Source organism: Streptomyces showdoensis (genome assembly GCF_039535475.1).
GTDB classification, from domain to species: domain Bacteria; phylum Actinomycetota; class Actinomycetes; order Streptomycetales; family Streptomycetaceae; genus Streptomyces; species Streptomyces showdoensis.
On the sequence record NZ_BAAAXG010000027.1, the window covers coordinates 397125 to 416041 of the forward strand.

The window sequence follows — 18917 nt, forward strand, 5'->3', positions numbered from 1 at the left end:
CCGTCACACCCCCCGGTAGAGCGCGGTGAGCAGCTCGATCACCGTCGGGGCGGCCGGATGCGGGTCGTCCCGCCACCAGGCGAGCCGCACCGCGACCGGCTCGGCGTCCCGCACCGGGCGGTACACCACCCCGGGGCGGCGGTACTGGCTCGCCGTCGCCTCCGCGCTCATGCCGATCCGGCGGCCGGTCGAGATCGCCGTGAGCCAGTCGTCCACGTCGTACGTCTCCTCCGTCGCGGGGCGGGAGTCCGGCGGCCACAGATCCGGCGTGGTGGTGCCGGTGCGCCGGTCGATCAGCAGCGTGTGACCGGTGAGGTCCGCCAGCCGCACCGAACGCCGCCGGGCCAGCGGGTCGTCGGCGGCCATCACGCACAGGCGCCGTTCGAGTCCCACGATCGCCGAGTCGAAGCGCCGGTCCTCCAGCGGCCTGCGCAGCACGGCGAGGTCGCAGGAGCCCTCCGCGAGCCCGGCGGTCGCGGTGTTCACCCGCACCATCTGCAGCTCGGTCCCCGGGTGCGCGGCCGCCCACCGGCGCTGGAAGGACGGGGTGTGCCGGCCCAGCGCCGACCAGGCGTAGCCGACCCGCAGGACCCGCTGCCCGGAGGTGGCCTCCCGGACCAGTTCGTCCGCCTCCGCGAGCACCCGCCGCGCGTGCGCCACGACCCGTATCCCGTTCGCCGTCGGGGTCACCGCCCGCGAGGTGCGACGCAACAGGCGGACGCCGAGGGCCCGTTCGAGGGACGCGAGGGTGCGGGACACGGCGGCCTGCGAGACGCCGAGCGCGAGCGCCGCGTCGGTGAAGGTGCCCTCGTCGACGATCGCGACCAGACAGCGCAGCTGCCGCAGCTCCACGCCCGCGCCGCCCGCGCCGCCTCCGCCGGGCCCGTCGTCCCGGCCCCTGCCGCCGTCCCGGCCGTCCCCGCCACGCCTGCCATCCATGACTCCAGCGTATAGACGGGACGCGTTCATGCATTTTGCGCAAGGAGGCCGGGCCCCGACCATCGGCTCATGCACTCTGCTCCTGCCGCCGGAACCGCCCCGGACACGCGCACCGGGCCGACCCCGCGCGCCTCCTCCGCGGGCGTCGCCGCCATGCTCGGCAGCGGTCTGTCCAACCAGATCGGTGCCGCGACCGGCTCCCTCGCCTTCCCCGTCCTCGGCCCCGTCGGGGTCGTCGCGGTCCGCCAGTACGTGGCCGCCGCCGTCCTGCTGGCCGTCGGGCGGCCCGCGCTGCGCGGCTTCACCCGGCACCAGTGGCGGCCGGTCGCCCTGCTCGCGGTCGTCTTCGGCACGATGAACCTGTCCCTCTACACCGCCATCGACCGGGTGGGCCTCGGCCTCGGCGTGACCCTGGAGTTCCTGGGCCCGCTCGCCATCGCGCTGGCCGCCACCCGACGCCGGATCGACGCGTTCTGCGCGGTCGTGGCGGCCGCCGGTGTCGTCACCCTCATGCGCCCGCAGCCCACCACCGACTACGTCGGGATGGCGGCCGGACTGCTCGGGGCGGTCTGCTGGGCCGCGTACATCCTGCTCAACCGGACGGTCGGACGCCGGGTCCCCGGCGCCCAGGGGAGCGCGGCGGCGGCGCTGCTGTCCGCCGTGATGTTCCTTCCGGTCGGCGCCTACGTCGTCCTACACCACCCGCCGACCGCCGCCGCCGTCGGGTACGCCGTCGCTGCCGGCGTCCTCGCCTCGGCCGTGCCGTACCTGGTGGACCTGTTCACCCTGCGGCACGTGCCGCCCGCCGCCTTCGGGCTCTTCATGAGCGTCAACCCGGTGCTCGCGGCCCTGGTCGGGTGGATCGGGCTCGGCCAGGGCCTGGGGTGGACCGAGGGGGCCGCGATCGGGGCCGTGGTGGGCGCGAACGTGCTCAGCATCGCCACCTCAGGCCGCGGACCCGCCACCTGAGCCCGGACCCGGGGCGTCCGGCCCGGTGGCGTCCGGGGCCGGTCCGTCCGGGGCCGGTCCGTCCGGCCTCGGGCCCTCCGGGGCCGGGCCACGACCGTCCGGTCCTCCACCGTCCGGTCCTCCACCGTCCGGTCCGCCGTCCGGCCCTCCGCCTCCGCCGGCCGGTCCGACGCGGGCACGTCCGACGCCGGCCGGTCCCTCGCCGTCGCCCGCCTCCGCCCGGCGCGCGTCGCGCAGGGCGATGTGCACCGACCACACCACCGACACCAGCGGCACCGCCACCACCGCCCCGAGGATGCCGGCCGCGATCGACCCCGCGACCACCGAGATGGCCACGACCAGCGGGTGCAGGCGCACGGCCCAGCTCATCACGAGCGGATGCAGCAGATGGCCCTCGATCTGGCCGATGACCACGATCAGGGCGATCACGATCGCCGCCACCCAAGGCCCCTTGGACGCGAGCGCCACGACGGCCGCGACCGCGAGGGCGATCGGCGAGCCGATCAGCGGGATGAACGCGGCCAGGAACTCCAGCAGCGCCAGCGGCACCGCGAGCGGCACGCCGAGCAGCCACAGCGCGAGGCCCACGAGGACCGCGTTCGTCGCGGCCACCAGCACGATCCCGTGGGTGTAGCCGGTGAACGTCCGCCAGGCCGCCCGCCCGCCGACCCCCACCCGGTCCCGCACCGACCGCGGCAGCTGCTCCTGGAACCAGTCCCAATGCCGGTCCCCCGAGTGGATGAAGAACACCGAGCAGAACAGCGCCAGGGCCAGGGTGGTCAGCACCGCCACGACCTGGTGCGCCCCGCTCAGCGCCTGGCTCACGAGCGTCGACCGGTGGCTCGACAGGAAGTCCCCGATCTTCGACTGGAGGTCCGTGAGCGCCTGCGGGTCCAGCCGGAACGGCGGCCGCTGCAGCCAGTGCTCGATCCGCCCGATGCCGTCCCTGAACTCCCGGACCAGCGTCGTCCGCTCGCCCGCGACCGCCTCCCCGACCAGGGCGAGCACGCCGAGGACGAGGGCGATGCCGCCGAGCAGCGTGAGCGTCACGGCCAGCGGGCGGGGGAGCCGGCGCGCGACCAGGTCGGCGACCGGACGCAGCAGCGCGGTGACCACCAGGCCGAGGAAGACCGCCACCCCGACCTCGTGGAAGCGCCCCAGCACGGCGAACAGCGCGTAGACGAGGACGCCGACGACCAGCAGCCGCCACGCGTAGGCGGCGGCCGTGCGGAGGAACGGGGCGACCGTGGGCGGAGCGGCTGGCTGCATGACCGACGACGTACCACCGTGGCCGTCCCGCGCCACGGCCCGGGCCCGACATTCCCCCGACCGGGTCGTCCGGGTGACGCCGCTCGCCCGGGGAGGCCGCGGTCAGCCGGCCGGGCGTGTCGGGCGCGCGCCCGTGGCCGTCGCGAAGACCCAGCGGTTGACCGCGAGGGCGTCGTCCGGCTCCGGAAGCGGCCCGCGGCCGTGCAGGGCGGTGAAGTCGTACGGGCCGCGCACGTCCACGGCCCAGCCCCGCCGGGCGAGTTCGCCGGCCGAGTCGGGCCGGGGCCGGGTGTCGAAGAGCGCCACCAGGTCGATGCCGAGCCGCTCCCGCGCCGCGACGTACACCGGGTTCCGGCGCACCCGCGGCGCCTCCGCGACCTCCTTGACCTCGTACGCGAGGGTGCTGCCGGCCGCGCTGAGCCGGTCCACGGTGGCGACCAGCCGTCGCTCGGCCCCGGCCGGGAGGTAGAGCAGCAGGCCCTCGGCGAGCCAGGCGGTCGGCAGGCCGGGGGAGAACCCCGCGTCGAGCAGGGCCCGCTCCCAGTCGTCCCGGAGGTCCACGGCGAGCGGCCTGCGCTCGGCCACCGGCACGGCACCGGACCGGTTGAGCACCTCCTGCTTGAAGGCCAGGACCTCCGCGGTGTCGAGCTCGTGGACCGTGCACCCGGGCGGCCAGTCGAGCCGGAACGCCCGGGAGTCCAGTCCCGCGCCCAGCAGCACCACCTGGCGCACCCCCGTCCGCACGGAGCCGAGCAGATGGTCGTCGAGGACCCGGGTCCGCAGCCCGAAGTAGCGGCCGAGCCGCCCCCAGAGCGGATCGGCCGTCCCTCCGGGCACCTGGTCCGGGTGGACCGGCCAGTCCGCCGACACCGGTGTCGCGCGGACGAAGTGCTCCGCGAGCGGGTCGCGGGCCAGGCTGTCCGCGCGGTACGTCTCGATGGCGCGGGCCGCCGCCACGAGCAGCGCGGTACGGCCCACGCCCGCGGCCACACCGGCGCTCGGCCCCGGGGCGACGGTCACGGCCCCTCCTTCGCTGCCGGCACCGGCACCGGCACCGGCACCGGTACGCGTGCGGGCGAGGTCCAGGCCCCGGCGTCGTCCGCGGTGGTGGTCCGCGCGCCGTAGACGGCCCGCATGAACCGCAGCACGGAGTCGTACGGCAGGTGGAGGGAGGTGGTGCACTCCGTCAGGACGGTGACGTGGAAGCCCTTCTGGAAGGCCGTGCGGGCGGTGGAGTCCACGCACACGTCCGCGAAGAGCCCCGCGAAGACGAGGTGCCCGACGCCCCGGCCGGTGAGGTGTTCCCCGAAGCCCTCGGCGAGGAAGGCGTCGAAGCAGGCCCGCTTGGTGAAGACGCGTTCCCCGGCCACCGGGAGAGCCCCGGTGAACTCGGCCCCGAACGAGCCCTCCAGGCACTTCGGCCGCTTGCCCAGCCGCTCGTCGCGCCACCGCCAGCTCGCCCCCTGGAAGGCCGGGTCGCCGAGGAAGCGCACGAAGACCACCTCGACGCCCCGCCGCCGGGCCTCCGCCACCGCCCGGACGCTGCCGGCGACGGCGGCGTCCAGGGCGGCGGGGGAGCCCCGGAAGCGGGCCCGGGCCACCGGGGTGGCGCAGAAGTCGTTCTGCAGGTCCACGACGACCAGGGCGGTTCCCGACGGCTCGGTCATGAGCCGCCGACCAGGGCCGCCGACTGCGGAGCCGTACCGACGGCGGTCACGTCGAGCGCGTCCAGCAGGGCGTCGACCACGGCGGTGGTGGAGTGCCGCCCGCCGAGGTCCGGGGTGCCCACGCCCTGCTCGGTCAGGGCCGCCAGGGCCGTCTCGGTGGCCCGTACGGCACCGGTGCGGCCGCAGTGGCGTTCCGCGACGAGGGCCGCCGCGCGGACGGTCGCCACCGGATTGACCAGGTCCCGGCCGGCCAGGTCGTCGGCCGAGCCGTGCACGGTCTGGTACTCGACCAGGCCGCCCATCCCGGGATCGAGGCAGACGTTCTCGGTGCACCGGTTCTCCTGCCGGTCGGAACCGAACCGGTCGAGCAGCATGACGTGCATGATGTCGGCCCACTCGTTCCCGGCGATGAGCAGGGTGCGGTCCGGCAGGCCGTGGGCCAGCAGGTTGCGGTTGACCGTGTCCGGCTGGAACACCTCGATCCGTACCCCGAGCCGGTCCGCGAGCCCGTCCACCCAGGCGTCGAACGCGCCGTCCAGCAGATGGAACTTGTACGCCATCACGATCCGGCCGACGTCCCCGTCCGGCCACTCCCGGCGCGCCCGCTCCAGGGCGTGGCGGACGACCGCCTCGGTGACCTCCCGGCTGAAGGTCAGGGTGCGGACGACCTCGCCCGGCGCGTGCCGGTTCTCGCCGGTGTAGAAGCCCTGGGCCTGGTCGCGGACGAGCAGCAGGGACGTCGGCCCGGCGGTCAGCAGGTCCACCTTCACGGCACGCAGCCGGCGGCGGACCAGGTAGAGCGACTGGGCGTTGATCGCGGTCCGGAAGACGGCCCGGGTGCCGGCCGCGGACAGGGCACGGCAGAAGCGCTCGTAGTGGTCGGCGTCCTCGGCCGTCAGCTCCTGGATCCTGGCGACGTCCTCGTGTTCCCGGCGGAGCGAGACGTACGAGTGGTAGAGGCGCGGGGAGCGCTCGATCCGGACGCCGGCCGGGAGCGGCGCGGTGAGGGCGCCGAGCACCCGCTCGAAGACCCCGGCCAGTTCGGCGCCGGTGCCCCGGCCCACCGCGAGCCCGATCACGGGCTGCGCGGCGGCCGGGGTGCCCTCGGGGGACCGCTGTGCGAGGGGCATCACTCGGCCGCGGCGCCGGTCAGGTGGTCGCCGGGGATCCCGGCCTTCTCGGGCCGGTAGTAGTCCCGGATGCCGTCCGCCCAGGTGGCGACCGGGATGCGGTCGCCCTCGACGGGCTCGAAGGCGTCGAACAGGGCCTCGATGTTGGCGTGCTCGAAGCCGATCGCGGTCATCAGGGCGAGGAACTCGGGCCGGTCGACGAAGCCGTCGCCGTCCGGGTCGCCCAGGCCCGCCAGGGCCTCGGCGAACTCGTCGACGGTGGCGTCGAAGCGCTCCGGGGAGAGCACGACGGCCTGGAACTCCTCGAAGCTGATCCGCCCGTCGAGGTCGGCGTCCAGCTCGCTCTCCAGCGTCTTCCAGTACTGCTGGAACGCGTCGAGCAGCCGCGCGGTCGCGGAGTCCTGCGCGCCCGGCACCGCCGCGACGGCGCGGTTGCCCATCAGCACGAAGTCGGCGGGCTCGATGTGGCCGTTCCCGTCGGCGTCGAAGAGCTCGAAGACGAGTCGCACGCGGTCGAGGGCATGGGGGGTGGTCATGCTGATACGCCTCTGGTTTCCGGGAGGGGGAGTGCGCCGGGCGCACCCCGGCGGCTGATCCATTCTCAGGTCGCCGCCGGGGCGCACCGGTTGCAGAAACGTCCCTGCACACTCGAAGGAGTGGACCCCTCCGGAGGGTGCGTGAGGTGCCGCCCGAAGGGGAACACGGAGCCCCGCCCCCCCGGGCTCCCGGGGACGGTCAGCGGGACTCGCCGACCAGCACGACCTCCAGCGTCCGCGGGCCGTGCACCCCCTCCACCCGGTCCAGTTCGATGTCGCTGGTCGCGGACGGACCCGAGATCCAGGTCAGCGGGCGGGTCGGGTCCAGGCGCTCCAGGGCCAGCGGCACCGAGGCGACCACCTGGTCAGGGACGCGCACCACGCAGACGTGGTGGTCCGGGACCAGGGTGATGCGGCGGCGGCCCTGGTCGGCGGAGCCGTCGAGGACGAGGGTGCCGGTCTCGGCGACGGCCAGCGCGCAGCCGGTGACCACGCTGTCGACCCGGTCGAGCTCCGCGGGCGTGCTCTCCGCGCGGTCCGCGACCCGCTCGGCGTCGCTCGCCGCGAGCCAGCCGGGGTCGAGGCCCGGCGGGACGAGCACCGTCCGTGCGCCCCGCGCGGCCAGCAGCCCCGCCAGGACCGCAGGGAGTTCCCCGGCGGTGCAGCGGTGCACGAGCGCGCGGTAGTCCGCCAGGTTCTCCGCGAGCAGTTCCACGGTCCGCTCGGGGCTCCGCTCCCCGTGCTGCCGCAGATAGGCGCGCGCGACGGCCTCCTCGTACGGCACGGGGTCGGCCGGGAGTCCGGCGAGGGCGCGCCGCACCCGCCCGAGGACCCGTTCCCTGCTGCTCACTTCGTCTCCTCCGGGTCCTGCGGGGCGTCGCCTTCGTTCCGGCCGCCGTCGGTGCGTTCCCACCAGTCGCGGAAGGGCTCCGCCGGGACCGGCGGCAGCTCCCGGGTCGCGGTCCAGGCCCGGCCGGGGCCGGGCAGCGTCCGCGGGTGGAGCCGCCGGGTGCGGGCGGCGAGCCGCTGGCCGGTGCGCAGCACGCCGGGCCGGCCGAACGCCCAGCGGGCCGCGCGCATCGCCGCCCGCTCGGCGGCGTGACCCTTCGCCGGCCGCAGCACCACCTTGGTGCCCTCGCGGGTCGCCGGTCCGCCCTGGACCACGCGCTCGCGCAGGTGGACGAGGACCTCCGGGATGTCGATGGCGACCGGGCAGACCTCGTAGCAGGCCCCGCACAGCGAGGAGGCGAAGGGGAGGGAGGCGTCGATCCCGCTCGCCGTCCCGCGCAGCTGGGGGCTGAGGATGGCGCCGATGGGGCCCGGGTAGACCGAGCCGTACGCGTGGCCGCCGGCCCGCTCGTACACCGGGCACACGTTGAGGCAGGCCGAACAGCGGATGCAACGCAGCGCCTGCCGCCCGACCTCGTCCGCGAGGGTGTCGGTGCGCCCGTTGTCGAGCAGGACCAGGTGGAAGGCGCGCGGCCCGTCGCCGTCGGCCGTGCCGGTCCACAGCGAGGTGTACGGGTTCATCCGCTCGGCGGTCGAGGAGCGCGGCAGGGTCTGGAGGAAGACCTCCAGGTCCCGCCAGGTCGGCACCGTCTTCTCGATGCCGACGACCGAGATCAGCGTCTCGGGCAGGGTCAGGCACATCCGGCCGTTGCCCTCGGACTCCACGACGACCAGCGTCCCGGTCTCCGCGACCATGAAGTTGGCGCCGGAGATGCCCACCTTGGCGCGCAGGAACTTCTCCCGCAGATGGAGCCGGGCGGCCTCGGCCAGCGCGGCGGGGGAGTCGGTGAGGTCCTCCGGCGCCGGGCGGCCCCAGGCGGCCATCTCGGAGCGGAAGACGTCCCGGATCTCGGCGCGGTTGCGGTGGATGGCGGGGACCAGGATGTGCGAGGGCCGGTCGTCGCCCAACTGCACGATCAGTTCGGCGAGATCGGTCTCGTAGGCACGGATCCCCGCCGCCTCCAGGGCCTCGTTGAGACCGATCTCCTGGGTGGCCATCGACTTGACCTTGACGACCTCCGACTCGCCCGTCGCCCGCACCAGGGCGGTGACGATCCGGTTGGCCTCCGCCGCGTCCGCCGCCCAGTGGACCGTGCCGCCGGCGGCCGTCACGGACTCCTCCAACCGCAGCAGATGGCGGTCGAGATGGCGCAGGGTGTGGTCCTTGATGCGCCGGCCGGCCTCGCGCAGCTCCGCCCAGTCCGAGACCTCCGCCACGGCGGCGGCCCGCTTGGCGCGGATCGTGTGGGTGGCGTGCCGCAGGTTGCCGCGCAGCCGCTCGTCGCGCACGGCCTCGCGCGCCGCCTCGGGGAACGCCGGCATGCCGAGGAAGGTGCCGTTCACGCCACTCCCACCACTCACGCCACTCCCACCACTCCCACCGCTCACGCCGCTCATGACAGGGGGTCCTCCTCCGTGCTCGCGAGGATCTCCGCGATGTGGACGGGCCGCATGCCCGTCCGCAGCCGCGCCATCGTCCCCCCGAGGTGCATCAGACACGAGTTGTCGGCCGCGCACAGCACCTCCGCGCCGGTGGACTCGGCGCTGCGCACCTTGTCCGCGCCCATGGCCGCCGAGACGTCCGGGTTCTTCAGGGCGAAGGTGCCGCCGAAGCCGCAGCACTCCTCGGCGCCCGGCAGTTCCCGCAGGTCGAGTCCCTTCACCGCCCTCAGCAGCCGCAGCGGCCGGTCGCCGAGCCCCAGGCCGCGCAGCCCGTGACAGGTCGGGTGGTAGGTGACCGTGTGCGGGTAGGAGGCGCCGACGTCCGTCACCCCCAGCACGTCCACCAGGAACTCGGTCAGTTCGTACGTCCTCGGCACCACGGGCGCCAGGGCCGCCGCCAGCGCGCCGCCGCGGCCCTCCGCGCGGGCCCGCTCGCCCATGCGCGGATACAGCTCCCGCACCATCGCCCCGCAGGACCCGGAGGGCGTCACGACCGCCTCGTAACCGCCGAAGACCTCCGCGAAGCGCCGCGCCAGCGGTTCGGCCTCGTGCCGGTAGCCCGTGTTGTAGTGCGCCTGCCCGCAACAGGTCTGCCCCACCGGGAAGTCGACGTCGACGCCCAGCCGCGTCAGCAGCCGCACCACCGCCCGGCCGGTGTCCGGATAGAGCGTGTCGTTCACACAGGTCAGGAACAGGGCGACACGCATCGCGGCTCCTTCGGGAGGTCGGGGGCGGGGGCCGTACGCCGTGCTGGTGCCCACCCTAGACAGCCCCGGGAACGCGGGACGCCCGCCTCCCCGGGAGAGCTCGGGAGGCGGGCGTCCTGGACCGGACGGGGTGGCGCCGGTCAGCGCTTGGTGCCCTTGATCACGATGTCGCCGATGCCGACGTGCAGCCGGCCGCTGGCCTCGAAGCCGAACTCGGCGGCCCACTCCTCGTACTCCTTGGGCGTGTAGACCATGCCCTCGCCCGACGCGATCGTCAGGAAGTACGCGGACAGCGCGGCGGCCACGTCCGGGCCGGTCTCGTCGTCGTGGGCCAGCGGGGTGGCCACGAAGAGGCCGGCGCCGGGCTCGACGGCACGGGCCGCCTTCGCGATGAGCTCCTTGTTGCGCTCCGCGGACCAGATCTCCAGGAAGTGGCCGAAGAGGACGGCGTCGCAGCCCTTGGGGAACTCGTCCTTGAAGACGTCGAGGCCGATCGCGCGGACCCGGTCGCCCAGGCCGAGCGAGGCGATCTTCTGGTTGGCCCGCTCCGCCACGGTGGGCAGGTCGGCGATGGTGATCTGCAGGTGCGGCCAGCGGCGCGCCAGGTGCGTGGCGTTGACCGCCGTGCCGCCGCCGATGTCCAGCAGGTGGGTGTAGCCCGAGAGGTCCAGCTCCTGCACGAGCTCCTCGGCCATGACGCGGCTCACCGAGCCCATCATGTTGTGGAACACGGTCTCCTTCGCCGGGTCCAGCGCGAGCCGGCCGTACAGCGTCGGGGAGTCGCCGGGAACCTCCTTCTGGAGGCCGACGTTGCTGTACTCCTTGAGCGACTCGTAGAACCAGAACATCGGCCGGTAGTTGATCTGCTGCTCCCACGGCACGAACGCGGCCGGGATGTCGTCCAGCTTTCCGGCGAGCGGAGCGGAGACCGCCGTGTTGAAGTAGCCGTCGTCCTCCTTGCGGAGCAGGCCGGCGCTGGTGCAGCCGAGCAGCAGGATGCGGGCCGGCTGCTCCTCGATGCCCAGGCGCTCCGCGACGTCCTTCCGGGTCAGACCCGGCTCGCGCCCCAGCAGCTCGAAGAGGCCGAACTGGCAGGCGGCGCTCAGGTACTGGAACCTGTAGTGCCCGTAGAAGAGCTCACGCAGCGGCTCGATGGAACTCGTCGAGGGGTCGATCGAAGTGTCCGACATTGTATTTCGCTCCCAGATTCAGTGCGTGGTGAATACCCGGTCGGGCGATGTCTTTTCCGGCCGGCCGCTCAGCGGAGGCGTGAATACAGGCTGTCGTACGGGGAGACCCGGAGCATCACGTATTCATGCGATCTACGAAAGCGCGGGCTAATGCACATTCGTGATCCCGGGGACGGGTGAATTTCGGTAGCACGCGTACCGGGGTATCCCGCGGATTCGCTCGGTGTGGTAGGGCGGGAGCCGTCGTTCCGCCGTCGTCCAGCTGCCCGGAAACGCGCGAGCGCGCCCCCTGCCGACGGCGGGACGCCGTCGGCAGGGGGCGCGCTCGGGACGCGGGGGTGCGGGTCAGGCGTCGGCCGCTGCCTCCTGCTTCGGCACCAGCAGGCTGACCAGCGCGATGCCCACGGCGATCCCGGCCGCTGCGAGGAACACCAGGTCGTATCCGGAGGCGACGGCCTCCGCCTTGGACGTCCCCTCGGCCGCGTCGGCGGCCTTGGCGCCGGCGGCCGTCGCGAGCACCGCCAGACCGATCGAACCGCCGACCTGGCTCGCGGTGTTGGCGAGACCGCCGACGATGCCCGCGTACTCCTCGGGGGCTCCCGCGGTCGACGCGGCCATGAGGGTCGGGAAGGTCAGACCGATGCCGACCGAGATGAGCAGCGTCGGGCCGAGCACGCTCGCCGCGTAGCCGCTGCCGGGGCCGGCCGCGGAGAGCCACAGGAAGCCCGCCACGAAGCAGGCGCTGCCGGCCAGGATCAGCGGGCGCACACCCACCTTCGGCAGCCAGGCCGAGGCGTAGCGGGCGACCACCATGAAGCCGACGGCGGCGGGCGTCTGGCCGAGACCGGCCTGGAGCGCCGTGAAGCCGAGGACGTTCTGCAGGAAGAGCGCGGTGAAGTACCACATCGCGATGGCGATCCCGCCGAAGAGCAGCAGCATCGCGTTGCCGGTGGCGATGCCCCGGTTCCCGAACAGCTTCAGGGGCACCATCGGGTTGGCGACCTTGCTCTCCACCACCAGGAAGGCGACGAGCAGGACCAGGCCGACCAGGATCGGGCCGACGACGAGGCTGTCGCCCCAGCCGTGGTCCGCGATGTGCATGACGCCGAAGACCACCGCGGCCAGGCCCAGGGTGCCGGTGAGGGCGCCCAGCAGGTCGAGCGACTCCCGGCGGGTGGTGCGCGCGGCGGACAGCTGGGTGAGCGCCACGGTGATCAGCAGCGCGCCGATCGGGACGTTGATCAGGAAGACCCACCGCCACGAGAGGCCGGTGGTGAAGGCGCCGCCGACGATCGCGCCGGCCAGACCGCCGACGCCGCCCGAGGAGGCCCAGGCGCCGAACGCCTTGGCCCGCTCGCCCGGCTCGGTGAAGACCGTGTTGATGACCGCCAGGGTCGACGGGGCCATCATCGCGGCGCCGACGCCCTGCACCACGCGCGCCGTGACCAGGATCTCGGACGTGGACGCGAGTCCCCCGACGAGGCTCGACACGGAGAACACCACCAGACCGGCGGTGAGCACCCGGCGCGCGCCGAACAGGTCGGCCGCGCGCCCGCCGAGCAGCATGATGCCGGCGAAGGTCAGCAGATAGCCGTTCACCACCCAGGCGAGACCGGTGTCGGTGAAGCCGAGGTCCTCACGGACCGAGGGCAGGGCGACGTTCACGATGGACGAATCCAGGATCACCATGAACTGACAGGCGCACACCAGCGCCAGGATCAGCCAGGCCTTTCCGTTCGCCGTTCCCGCGTCGCCGCGGGTGTCCTTGCTCTTCTCAAACTGTTCGGTCGCCACTGAGGCCTCCATCAAACGAATCTGCCAAGCCCGTCACGAGTTCGCCGCCGCTTTCGGCGGCGGGTCCTCACCCGCCGCGCCCCTCACCCGGTCGATGACGGCGGCCGGGTCGGCGGGGGAGCGGTCCCCGCGCCAGGCGATGTGCTGGTCCGGGCGCACCAGCGCCAGGCCGCAGTCCCAGAGCTCCCGCACCCGGCCGTCCTCGGCCACGAGGTGGGTGACCGGCAGGCCGGCCTCCGCCGCGGCGGCCAGCAGCGCGTCGGCCGCGCCGCCGCCCACCGTGTCGACCAGCGTGAACTCGCGGCCGAACCGGTCGAAGAGCTGCTCGCCGTCGTCCAGGACGAGGCTCGGCGGGCGGGCGCCCGGCCAGGTGCTCGGGACGTACCGCAGCGGGTCGGCGGGCGGCTCGTCCGTGCCGTCGGGCCAGACGACCGGCGATCCGGCGTAGCGGTAGTCCAGGTAGATGCCCTCGTACGTGTTCTCGCCCGGCTGGGCGGCGAGGAACCGGCCCTGCTCCGCCGGCGTCGCACCCTCCGCGCCGAGCCGCATGAACTGGAAGTGCACGTCGAGGTGGCGGCGCGACATGGCCATGTTGCGCAGCCCGACCGGGCGCCGCTCGGCCTCGTAGCTGTCGAGCAGCCGGGACCCGCCCCACCCGTTGAGCACCGCGGCCAGCTTCCAGCCCAGGTCGACCGCGTCGCCCGCGCCGGTGTTCATGCCGTGGCTCCCGGAGGGGAACATCTGGTGCGCGGCGTCGCCGGCGAGGAACACCCGGCCGGACCGGTAGCCGTCGGCGATCAGGTACTTCGGCGTCCAGCGCGAGGTGACGTGCACCTCGTCGATGTCCAGGTCGACGTCGAGCTGCGACCGGATCCACGCCGCCGGATCGGCGGGCGGCGGGTCGAAGTCCTCCTGGCGCAGCGAGTGGAAGGCCCAGGTGCCGGCCTCGTCGAGCGAGATCAGCACGTAACGGTTGGTGAAGTAGTGCCAGAAGTAACCGTGCCGGAACAGGCTCTCGCTGTCGGAGCTGCGGAAGGTCACGGAGTACGCGGCCGGCAGGTCGTGCACCTCGCCGCCCTCGCCGTCCGCGATGCCGCCGTTGGTGAGCGCGATCCCGACGGCCCGCCGGATGGAGCTGCCGGCGCCGTCACAGGCCGCGACGTAGGCGGACCGCACGGTGCGGGTGGTGTCGCCCGCCAGGTCCCGGAAGGTGCTGGTGACGCCGTCGGCGTCCTGCTCCAGCGACTCGAAACGCCAGAGGTTGCGCACGTCGATCAGGGGGTGCCGCCGGCAGTGGTCCAGGAGCACCGGCTCCAGATCGGCCTGGGAGACGCGCTGGTACGGCTGGCTGGGCTGCCCGCCGTCCTCGCTCTCCCGGATCAGCCGCCACTTCTCGGCGACGGAGGGCTGGCGCCAGACGGCGAGCCGCTCGGCGTCGAGACCGGTCGACCAGAGCACGTCGAAGGGGTACTCGGCGGGCACGCCCGCCTTGCGGATGTCGTCGGCCACCCCGAGCCTGGCGTGGTGCTCCATGGTCCTGGGGTTGGTGAACTCCATCTTGGGATGCACGGTGGGGCCGGCGTTCTGCTCGGCGAGCACACAGGCCACACCGTGGTGGGCGAGCTCCAGTGCCGCCATCATCCCGACCGGTCCGGCACCGACCACGACTACGGGGACGTTGTCCATAGCTCCTAACCTCCGCTGCCCGAGGTGACGTGTGCAGCATCCCCGGTGGGGCGCCGCGTGCACATCACGTGTTCGAGGGATCTTGATCGACGACGGGAACCGGCCGGTCGGCCATGCGGAATCACGTCAACCGGTCGGCCGCGCCGGGGGTCCGGCAGGCCCGGCAGGCCCGGCGGGCCCCGCCGGGCCCGGTCAGCCCTGGACGCCGAGCAGGGCCGCGGCCCAGTCCCGGCTGTACTCCTCCAGCACCGGGAAGCCGCCCTCCGGGGGAGGGACGTCCTTGGACCAGTGGTAGCGGGCGCCGGGGTTGTGCAGGGGGGTCGCGTCGGCGCCGAACAGGGTGGGGCTGCCCTGGACGGAGGTGCGCCTGGCCTCCTCCCAGTCCCGGTAGACCTCGGCCCGGCCGCGGCCCTCGGCGATGGCCCGGGCCAGCGCGTCGGTGTCCACGAGCGGGCAGGTGTCGGCGGCCTCCAGGACCACCGCGGGGATGCTCACGCAGCGGCTCTCCACCAGGAAGGCGCGGCGCAGCGCGGTGTCGAGCTGGTCGCTGCCGGCCAGGCCGCCCACCGCCGGGTCCTTGGCGGCCTGCACCGCCTCCATGGCCGGGAGCATCGTGACCGGGTAGGTGGCGTCGGGCGCGTGCCACAGCCGCCAGCCCAGCTCCGGCAGCCGGCCGCCGATGGCGACGATCTCGCTGTCGATGATGTGCTTCGGCGTGGCCATCCGGTTGAAGAGTTCGAGCGGGAACGCCCGGTGGTCGACCAGCAGCTCCACGTCCAGGCGCTCCGCCTCGGCGTGCAGGGTGTGCAGCGCGAGGGTCGCCCAGGGACAGCTCAGGTCCGACCAGAGGGTCAGGGTGACGGGTCGGTCGGGCACGGATCAGGCCTCCTGCGTCGGTACGGGACGGGTACGGGGGTGGGTGCGGTGCGGGTGTCGGGACGGATGCGGGTACGGGACGGGCATCCGGACGGGTACCGGATACGGGTGGGGGCTCGCGGGTGCGACGGGGCGGGCGGGGCCGGGCGGGCGCGCGGGTATGGCGTGAACACGGCATCCCGTGGGACGCGGGGGACGCCCGGGCCCGGGCAGCACCGCGGGCCGGCCCCCGTCGGGGACCGGCCCTCAGCGCTCCGCGGCCGGAACCGCCACGGCCCGCGGCCCGGCGGCCGGGTCACATGTCCGAGGGGGCCCGGACCGCCGGAGTCAGCTGCTCGGTGTGGTTCCGGCGACGGATCTCCTCCACCGCCCGGCGCAGGTCCTCCTCGTCCTTCGGGGGCGAGGCGAGCAGGTCGGCGATCTCCTGCTGGTAGTTCTCGTGCCCGGCCGGGGTGCCGACCAGCAGGAAGCGCATCTTCACGTCGCCGGGGTTGCGGAAGCCGTGCGGGGTGCCCTTGGGCACGTACAGCACGGTGCCGGGGGTCGCCCGGGTCACCTTCTGGCCGGTCTTGGACTCCCACTGGGTCCACGAGCCCGGCTCGGAGGTGATCACCTTGGGTTGGAAGGCGAAGAACTCCACCTCGCCCTCGAGGACGTAGAAGATCTCCTCGTGGGTGGAGTGGCTGTGCGCGCCGACGTCGAAGCCCGGCGCGAACTCGCACTCGACGGCCAGCAGGTTCGGGGTGTGCTCCTGTCCCACCTTCAGGTTCACCTGGTGGCCGATCGGCCGGCCCTCACCGGGCCCCAGCGTGAATCCGTCGGTGACGTCGGAGATGAAGGTCATGACTGCGTTCCTCTCGTATCGTTCCGGGCGCGGCCGCTCGTGACCGAAACGTCCCCTTCAGCTTCCCGGGGCCGCGCGTCAGGCCGCATCACGTGTTCCTGGGATCCCGATCGCCTCGACCACCCGGGACGTGCTGAGCACCGCGGCACAGCGGTCCGCGGCCTGGCCGAGCGCCTGCCGGTGCTCGGCCGGGCCGAAGTCCGCCAGGGCGTCCGCGACCAGGAAGGGCTGGATGTCGTGGGCGAAGGCGTCGTAGGCGGTGGCCAGGCAGCCGATGTGGGCGTAGACCCCGACCACGATCAGCTGGTCCCGCCCCCGGTCCCGCATCAGCTCGGTCAGCGGGGTGCGGTGGAAGGCGCTGTAGCGCCACTTCGTCAGCACGGTGTCGCCGTCGGCCGGCGCGATCTCCGGCAGCAGCTCCCGGTCCTCCGGGGCGCTGCTCATGCCCGGCCCCCAGAAGTCGGCCAGCAGGCCGCGCTGGCGCGGGTCCATGTCCCCGGGCTGCGCGGTGTAGGCGACCGGGACGCCCCGCGCGCGGGCCGTGTCCAGGAGCAGCCGCACGTGCGCCAGCAGCGGGCCCGCGGGCTCGGCCGCGCGGTCGAACGGGGCCAGGAAGTACCGCTGCATGTCGTGGACGAGCAGCACCGCCCGGTCGGCCGACGGCAGCCAGGACACGCGGTTCCGCGGCAGCTCGCCCTCGGTGGGGAGCGGATAGGGCGGAATCGGCGGGATCGCCATCTCGGAACTCCTTCGTGGGGGACGGCGGCGGGTGCGGGCCTCGGCGGTCAGCCGAGCGCCGCGCCGCCGTCGACGTACAGGTCCTGCAGGGTGATGTGGGAGGCCTGGTCGGAGAGCAGGAACAGGACGGCCTGCGCGACCTGCTCGGCGGTGCCGACCCGGCCGAGCGGGATCCCGACCCGGAACGCCTCCAGCGAGCCGTTCACCGTGGCGTCCGTCGCCCCGTCCCCGGCCGCGTCCCACATGTCCCGCAGCATCGGGGTGTCGGTGGACCCGGGCGAGACCACGTTGCAGCGCACGCCCCGGCCGGCCAGTTCGAGCCCGAGGCACTTGGTGAGCATCGAGGACGCCGCCTTGGACGCGGCGTACGCGCCCATGCCGACCCGCGGCACCCCGCCCGCGTTGGACGCGACGGTCACGACCGCGCCCCTGCCGCGGCCCGCCATCCGGCCCGCGACGGAGCGGGAGACCGCGAACACCCCGCGCACGTTGACGCCGAAGACCTCGTCCCACGCCTCGTCGGCGAGATCGAGGACGGCGCCGGTACGGAGCACCCCGGCCACGTTCACCAGGAGCTCCACCGGGCCGAGCTCCCGCTCGACCCGCTCCGCCGCCTCCTCGACCGCCGCGCTGTCGCGGACGTCCACGCACATGGCCGTGTTCTTGACGCCGGCGGCGTCGAGTTCGGCGGCCACGCCGGTGACCGGCTCCGGCGCCGCGTCCCACAGCGCCACCTGGGCGCCGTGCACGCCCAGCAGCCGGGCGACGGCCGCGCCGATGCCCTGGCCCGCTCCCGTGACCACGGCGACGCGGCCGCTGATCCCCTCCGTACCGGTGGACGACACCGTGCTCATTGGCTCCCCCTGCCGTTGCCTTGCCTCGTTGGTGGTGGATCGCTCATTCCTGGACGGTGGTGCCGGCCGTCTCGGCCACGGCGTCGTACCCGAAGAGCCAGGCCCGCTGCCGCAGTCCGAACTCCGTGTCCAGGGCGGCGTCCCGCTCGCGCTGCCGGTCGCCGTCCTCGACGTGGTGCCCGCGCTCGTTCTCCCTGATGAAGCGGTGGACCTGCTCGGCGCGCGGCCGGCGCAGCGCCTCGTAGCGCCGCAGCGCGTCCGGCACCGTCTTGGCGGTGGCGTCCTTGAGGCAGACCGCCAGCGTCAGCGCGTCCTCCAGCCCCAGCGCGGCCCCCTGGGCGCCGAACGGGAGCATCGGGTGCGCGGCGTCGCCGATCAGGGTCACCCGGTCGGTGGTCCACTTCTCCACCGGGTCGCGGTCGTACAGCGCCCACCGCGTCACGCTCGTCGCCGCCGACAGCAGCGACCGCAGCTCCGGTGCCCAGCCCGCGTAGGCGTCGAGCAGCTCCTGCGGCGAGCCCTCCGCCGACCAGGACTCCCGCCGCCAGTCGCCGGCCGGGGCGGTCGCGGCGATGCTGACCGAGCGCCCGCCCGAGATCGGGTAGGCGACGCAGTGCTGGCCCGGCCCCATCCAGATGGACACGTGCGGCCGTTCCTGCGCCTCCGGCCAGGCCGACGCCGGGACGACCGCCCGGTAGATGGACTGCCCGGAGAACCGCGGCTCGTCGCCGACGGTCCGCCCGCGCACGGTCGAGCGGATGCCGTCGGCCCCGATGACGACGTCCGCCCGGAACTCGAAGCCGTCCGCGAACCGCAGCACCACCTCGTCGTCGAGCTCGTCCCGCTCGTCGCGCTCCTGGATCTCCACGCACTCCATGCCCAGGTGCAGGGCGGACTCCGGCAGTTGCTCCACCAGCGCGCTGTGCAGACCGGCCCGGTGCAAGGCCAGGTAGGGCGCCCCGTACAGCTCCGCACACGCCTCGCCGAGGACGGTCCGCGCCAGCGTGCCGCCGTCGGCCCAGTTGCGCACGTCGATCGACTCCGGCCGGACGCCGGTACGGTCCAGGCTGCGGCCGATGCCGAGCGCCAGCAGCAGCCGCGAACCGTTGGGCGAGATCTGGATCCCGGCACCGATCTCGCGCAGGTGCCGGGTGCGTTCGAACACGTCGCAGGTGAGGCCGCGCTTGGACAGGGCCACGGCGAGCGCGACCCCGGCGATACCAGCGCCGACAATGGCGATCCTTGGGGGTACCTCCGCCATGCGCTG

The 18917-nt window shown here is 74.0% G+C and carries 17 protein-coding genes and 1 pseudogene; 1 reads left to right on the forward strand and 17 read right to left on the reverse strand.

Annotated elements, in window-relative coordinates:
* Positions 1-3 precede the first annotated feature (3 nt).
* Entirely contained in the window at positions 4-939 is a 936-nt protein-coding gene (locus ABD981_RS34630; RefSeq protein WP_240495150.1) for a LysR family transcriptional regulator, read from the reverse strand.
* 69 nt (positions 940-1008) lie between these two features.
* Between ABD981_RS34630 and ABD981_RS34635 the strand changes: the two genes are divergently transcribed.
* Positions 1009-1908 (forward strand): EamA family transporter, encoded by a 900-nt coding sequence (locus tag ABD981_RS34635; protein WP_046906743.1) that lies wholly within the window; start codon positions 1009-1011, stop codon positions 1906-1908.
* Between the two features lie 198 nt (positions 1909-2106).
* On the opposite strand, the pseudogene ABD981_RS34640 reads toward ABD981_RS34635, so the two are convergent.
* The 16 genes and pseudogenes from ABD981_RS34640 to ABD981_RS34720 all read right to left on the reverse strand — a co-directional run.
* Positions 2107-3177 (reverse strand): annotated as a pseudogene (locus ABD981_RS34640) (AI-2E family transporter); the annotation flags it as partial.
* Between the two features lie 102 nt (positions 3178-3279).
* Positions 3280-4197: an SAM-dependent methyltransferase gene (locus tag ABD981_RS34645; protein WP_046906742.1), complete on the reverse strand. Its 918-nt coding sequence runs from the start codon at positions 4195-4197 to the stop codon at positions 3280-3282.
* Positions 4194-4844, reverse strand: coding sequence for a cysteine hydrolase family protein (locus ABD981_RS34650; RefSeq protein ID WP_046906741.1), 651 nt, complete (start codon positions 4842-4844; stop codon positions 4194-4196). Before ABD981_RS34650 ends, ABD981_RS34645 begins: the two co-directional genes overlap by 4 nt.
* Positions 4841-5974: an isocitrate/isopropylmalate family dehydrogenase gene (locus ABD981_RS34655; RefSeq protein WP_046906819.1), complete on the reverse strand. Its 1134-nt coding sequence runs from the start codon at positions 5972-5974 to the stop codon at positions 4841-4843. The genes ABD981_RS34650 and ABD981_RS34655 overlap by 4 nt, the downstream gene beginning before the upstream one ends.
* Positions 5974-6510 carry an EF-hand domain-containing protein gene (locus ABD981_RS38975; protein ID WP_046906740.1) on the reverse strand — a complete coding sequence of 179 codons (537 nt, stop codon included), beginning with the start codon at positions 6508-6510 and terminating at the stop codon, positions 5974-5976. Before ABD981_RS38975 ends, ABD981_RS34655 begins: the two co-directional genes overlap by 1 nt.
* Before the next feature lie 199 nt (positions 6511-6709).
* On the reverse strand, positions 6710-7360 hold the full coding sequence (locus ABD981_RS34670; RefSeq protein WP_046906739.1) for a LutC/YkgG family protein: 651 nt from the start codon (positions 7358-7360) through the stop codon (positions 6710-6712).
* Complete coding sequence (locus ABD981_RS34675; protein ID WP_046906738.1) at positions 7357-8862, reverse strand: lactate utilization protein B; 1506 nt, start codon at positions 8860-8862, stop codon at positions 7357-7359. Before ABD981_RS34675 ends, ABD981_RS34670 begins: the two co-directional genes overlap by 4 nt.
* A gap of 50 nt (positions 8863-8912) precedes the next feature.
* Positions 8913-9668, reverse strand: a complete 756-nt coding sequence (locus tag ABD981_RS34680) for a (Fe-S)-binding protein (RefSeq protein WP_046906737.1) — start codon at positions 9666-9668, stop codon at positions 8913-8915.
* 140 nt (positions 9669-9808) lie between these two features.
* Positions 9809-10858 carry a methyltransferase gene (locus tag ABD981_RS34685; protein WP_046906736.1) on the reverse strand — a complete coding sequence of 350 codons (1050 nt, stop codon included), beginning with the start codon at positions 10856-10858 and terminating at the stop codon, positions 9809-9811.
* 345 nt (positions 10859-11203) lie between these two features.
* Entirely contained in the window at positions 11204-12652 is a 1449-nt protein-coding gene (locus ABD981_RS34690; RefSeq protein WP_046906735.1) for an MFS transporter, read from the reverse strand.
* A 33-nt stretch (positions 12653-12685) separates the two neighbouring features.
* The gene (locus ABD981_RS34695; RefSeq protein ID WP_046906734.1) at positions 12686-14338 is read right to left on the reverse strand and encodes an FAD-dependent monooxygenase; all 1653 of its coding nucleotides are present in this window, start codon (positions 14336-14338) and stop codon (positions 12686-12688) included.
* A gap of 192 nt (positions 14339-14530) precedes the next feature.
* Positions 14531-15214, reverse strand: a complete 684-nt coding sequence (locus ABD981_RS34700; RefSeq protein ID WP_046906733.1) for a DsbA family oxidoreductase — start codon at positions 15212-15214, stop codon at positions 14531-14533.
* 295 nt (positions 15215-15509) lie between these two features.
* A complete protein-coding gene (locus ABD981_RS34705; RefSeq protein ID WP_046906732.1) occupies positions 15510-16058 on the reverse strand; it encodes a cupin domain-containing protein in 549 nt (182 codons plus the stop codon).
* A 78-nt stretch (positions 16059-16136) separates the two neighbouring features.
* The gene (locus ABD981_RS34710; RefSeq protein WP_046906731.1) at positions 16137-16796 is read right to left on the reverse strand and encodes an isochorismatase family protein; all 660 of its coding nucleotides are present in this window, start codon (positions 16794-16796) and stop codon (positions 16137-16139) included.
* 47 nt (positions 16797-16843) lie between these two features.
* Entirely contained in the window at positions 16844-17650 is an 807-nt protein-coding gene (locus tag ABD981_RS34715; protein ID WP_046906730.1) for a 2,3-dihydro-2,3-dihydroxybenzoate dehydrogenase, read from the reverse strand.
* 43 nt (positions 17651-17693) lie between these two features.
* Entirely contained in the window at positions 17694-18911 is a 1218-nt protein-coding gene (locus ABD981_RS34720; protein ID WP_046906729.1) for an FAD-dependent monooxygenase, read from the reverse strand.
* Between the last annotated feature and the right edge of the window lie 6 nt (positions 18912-18917).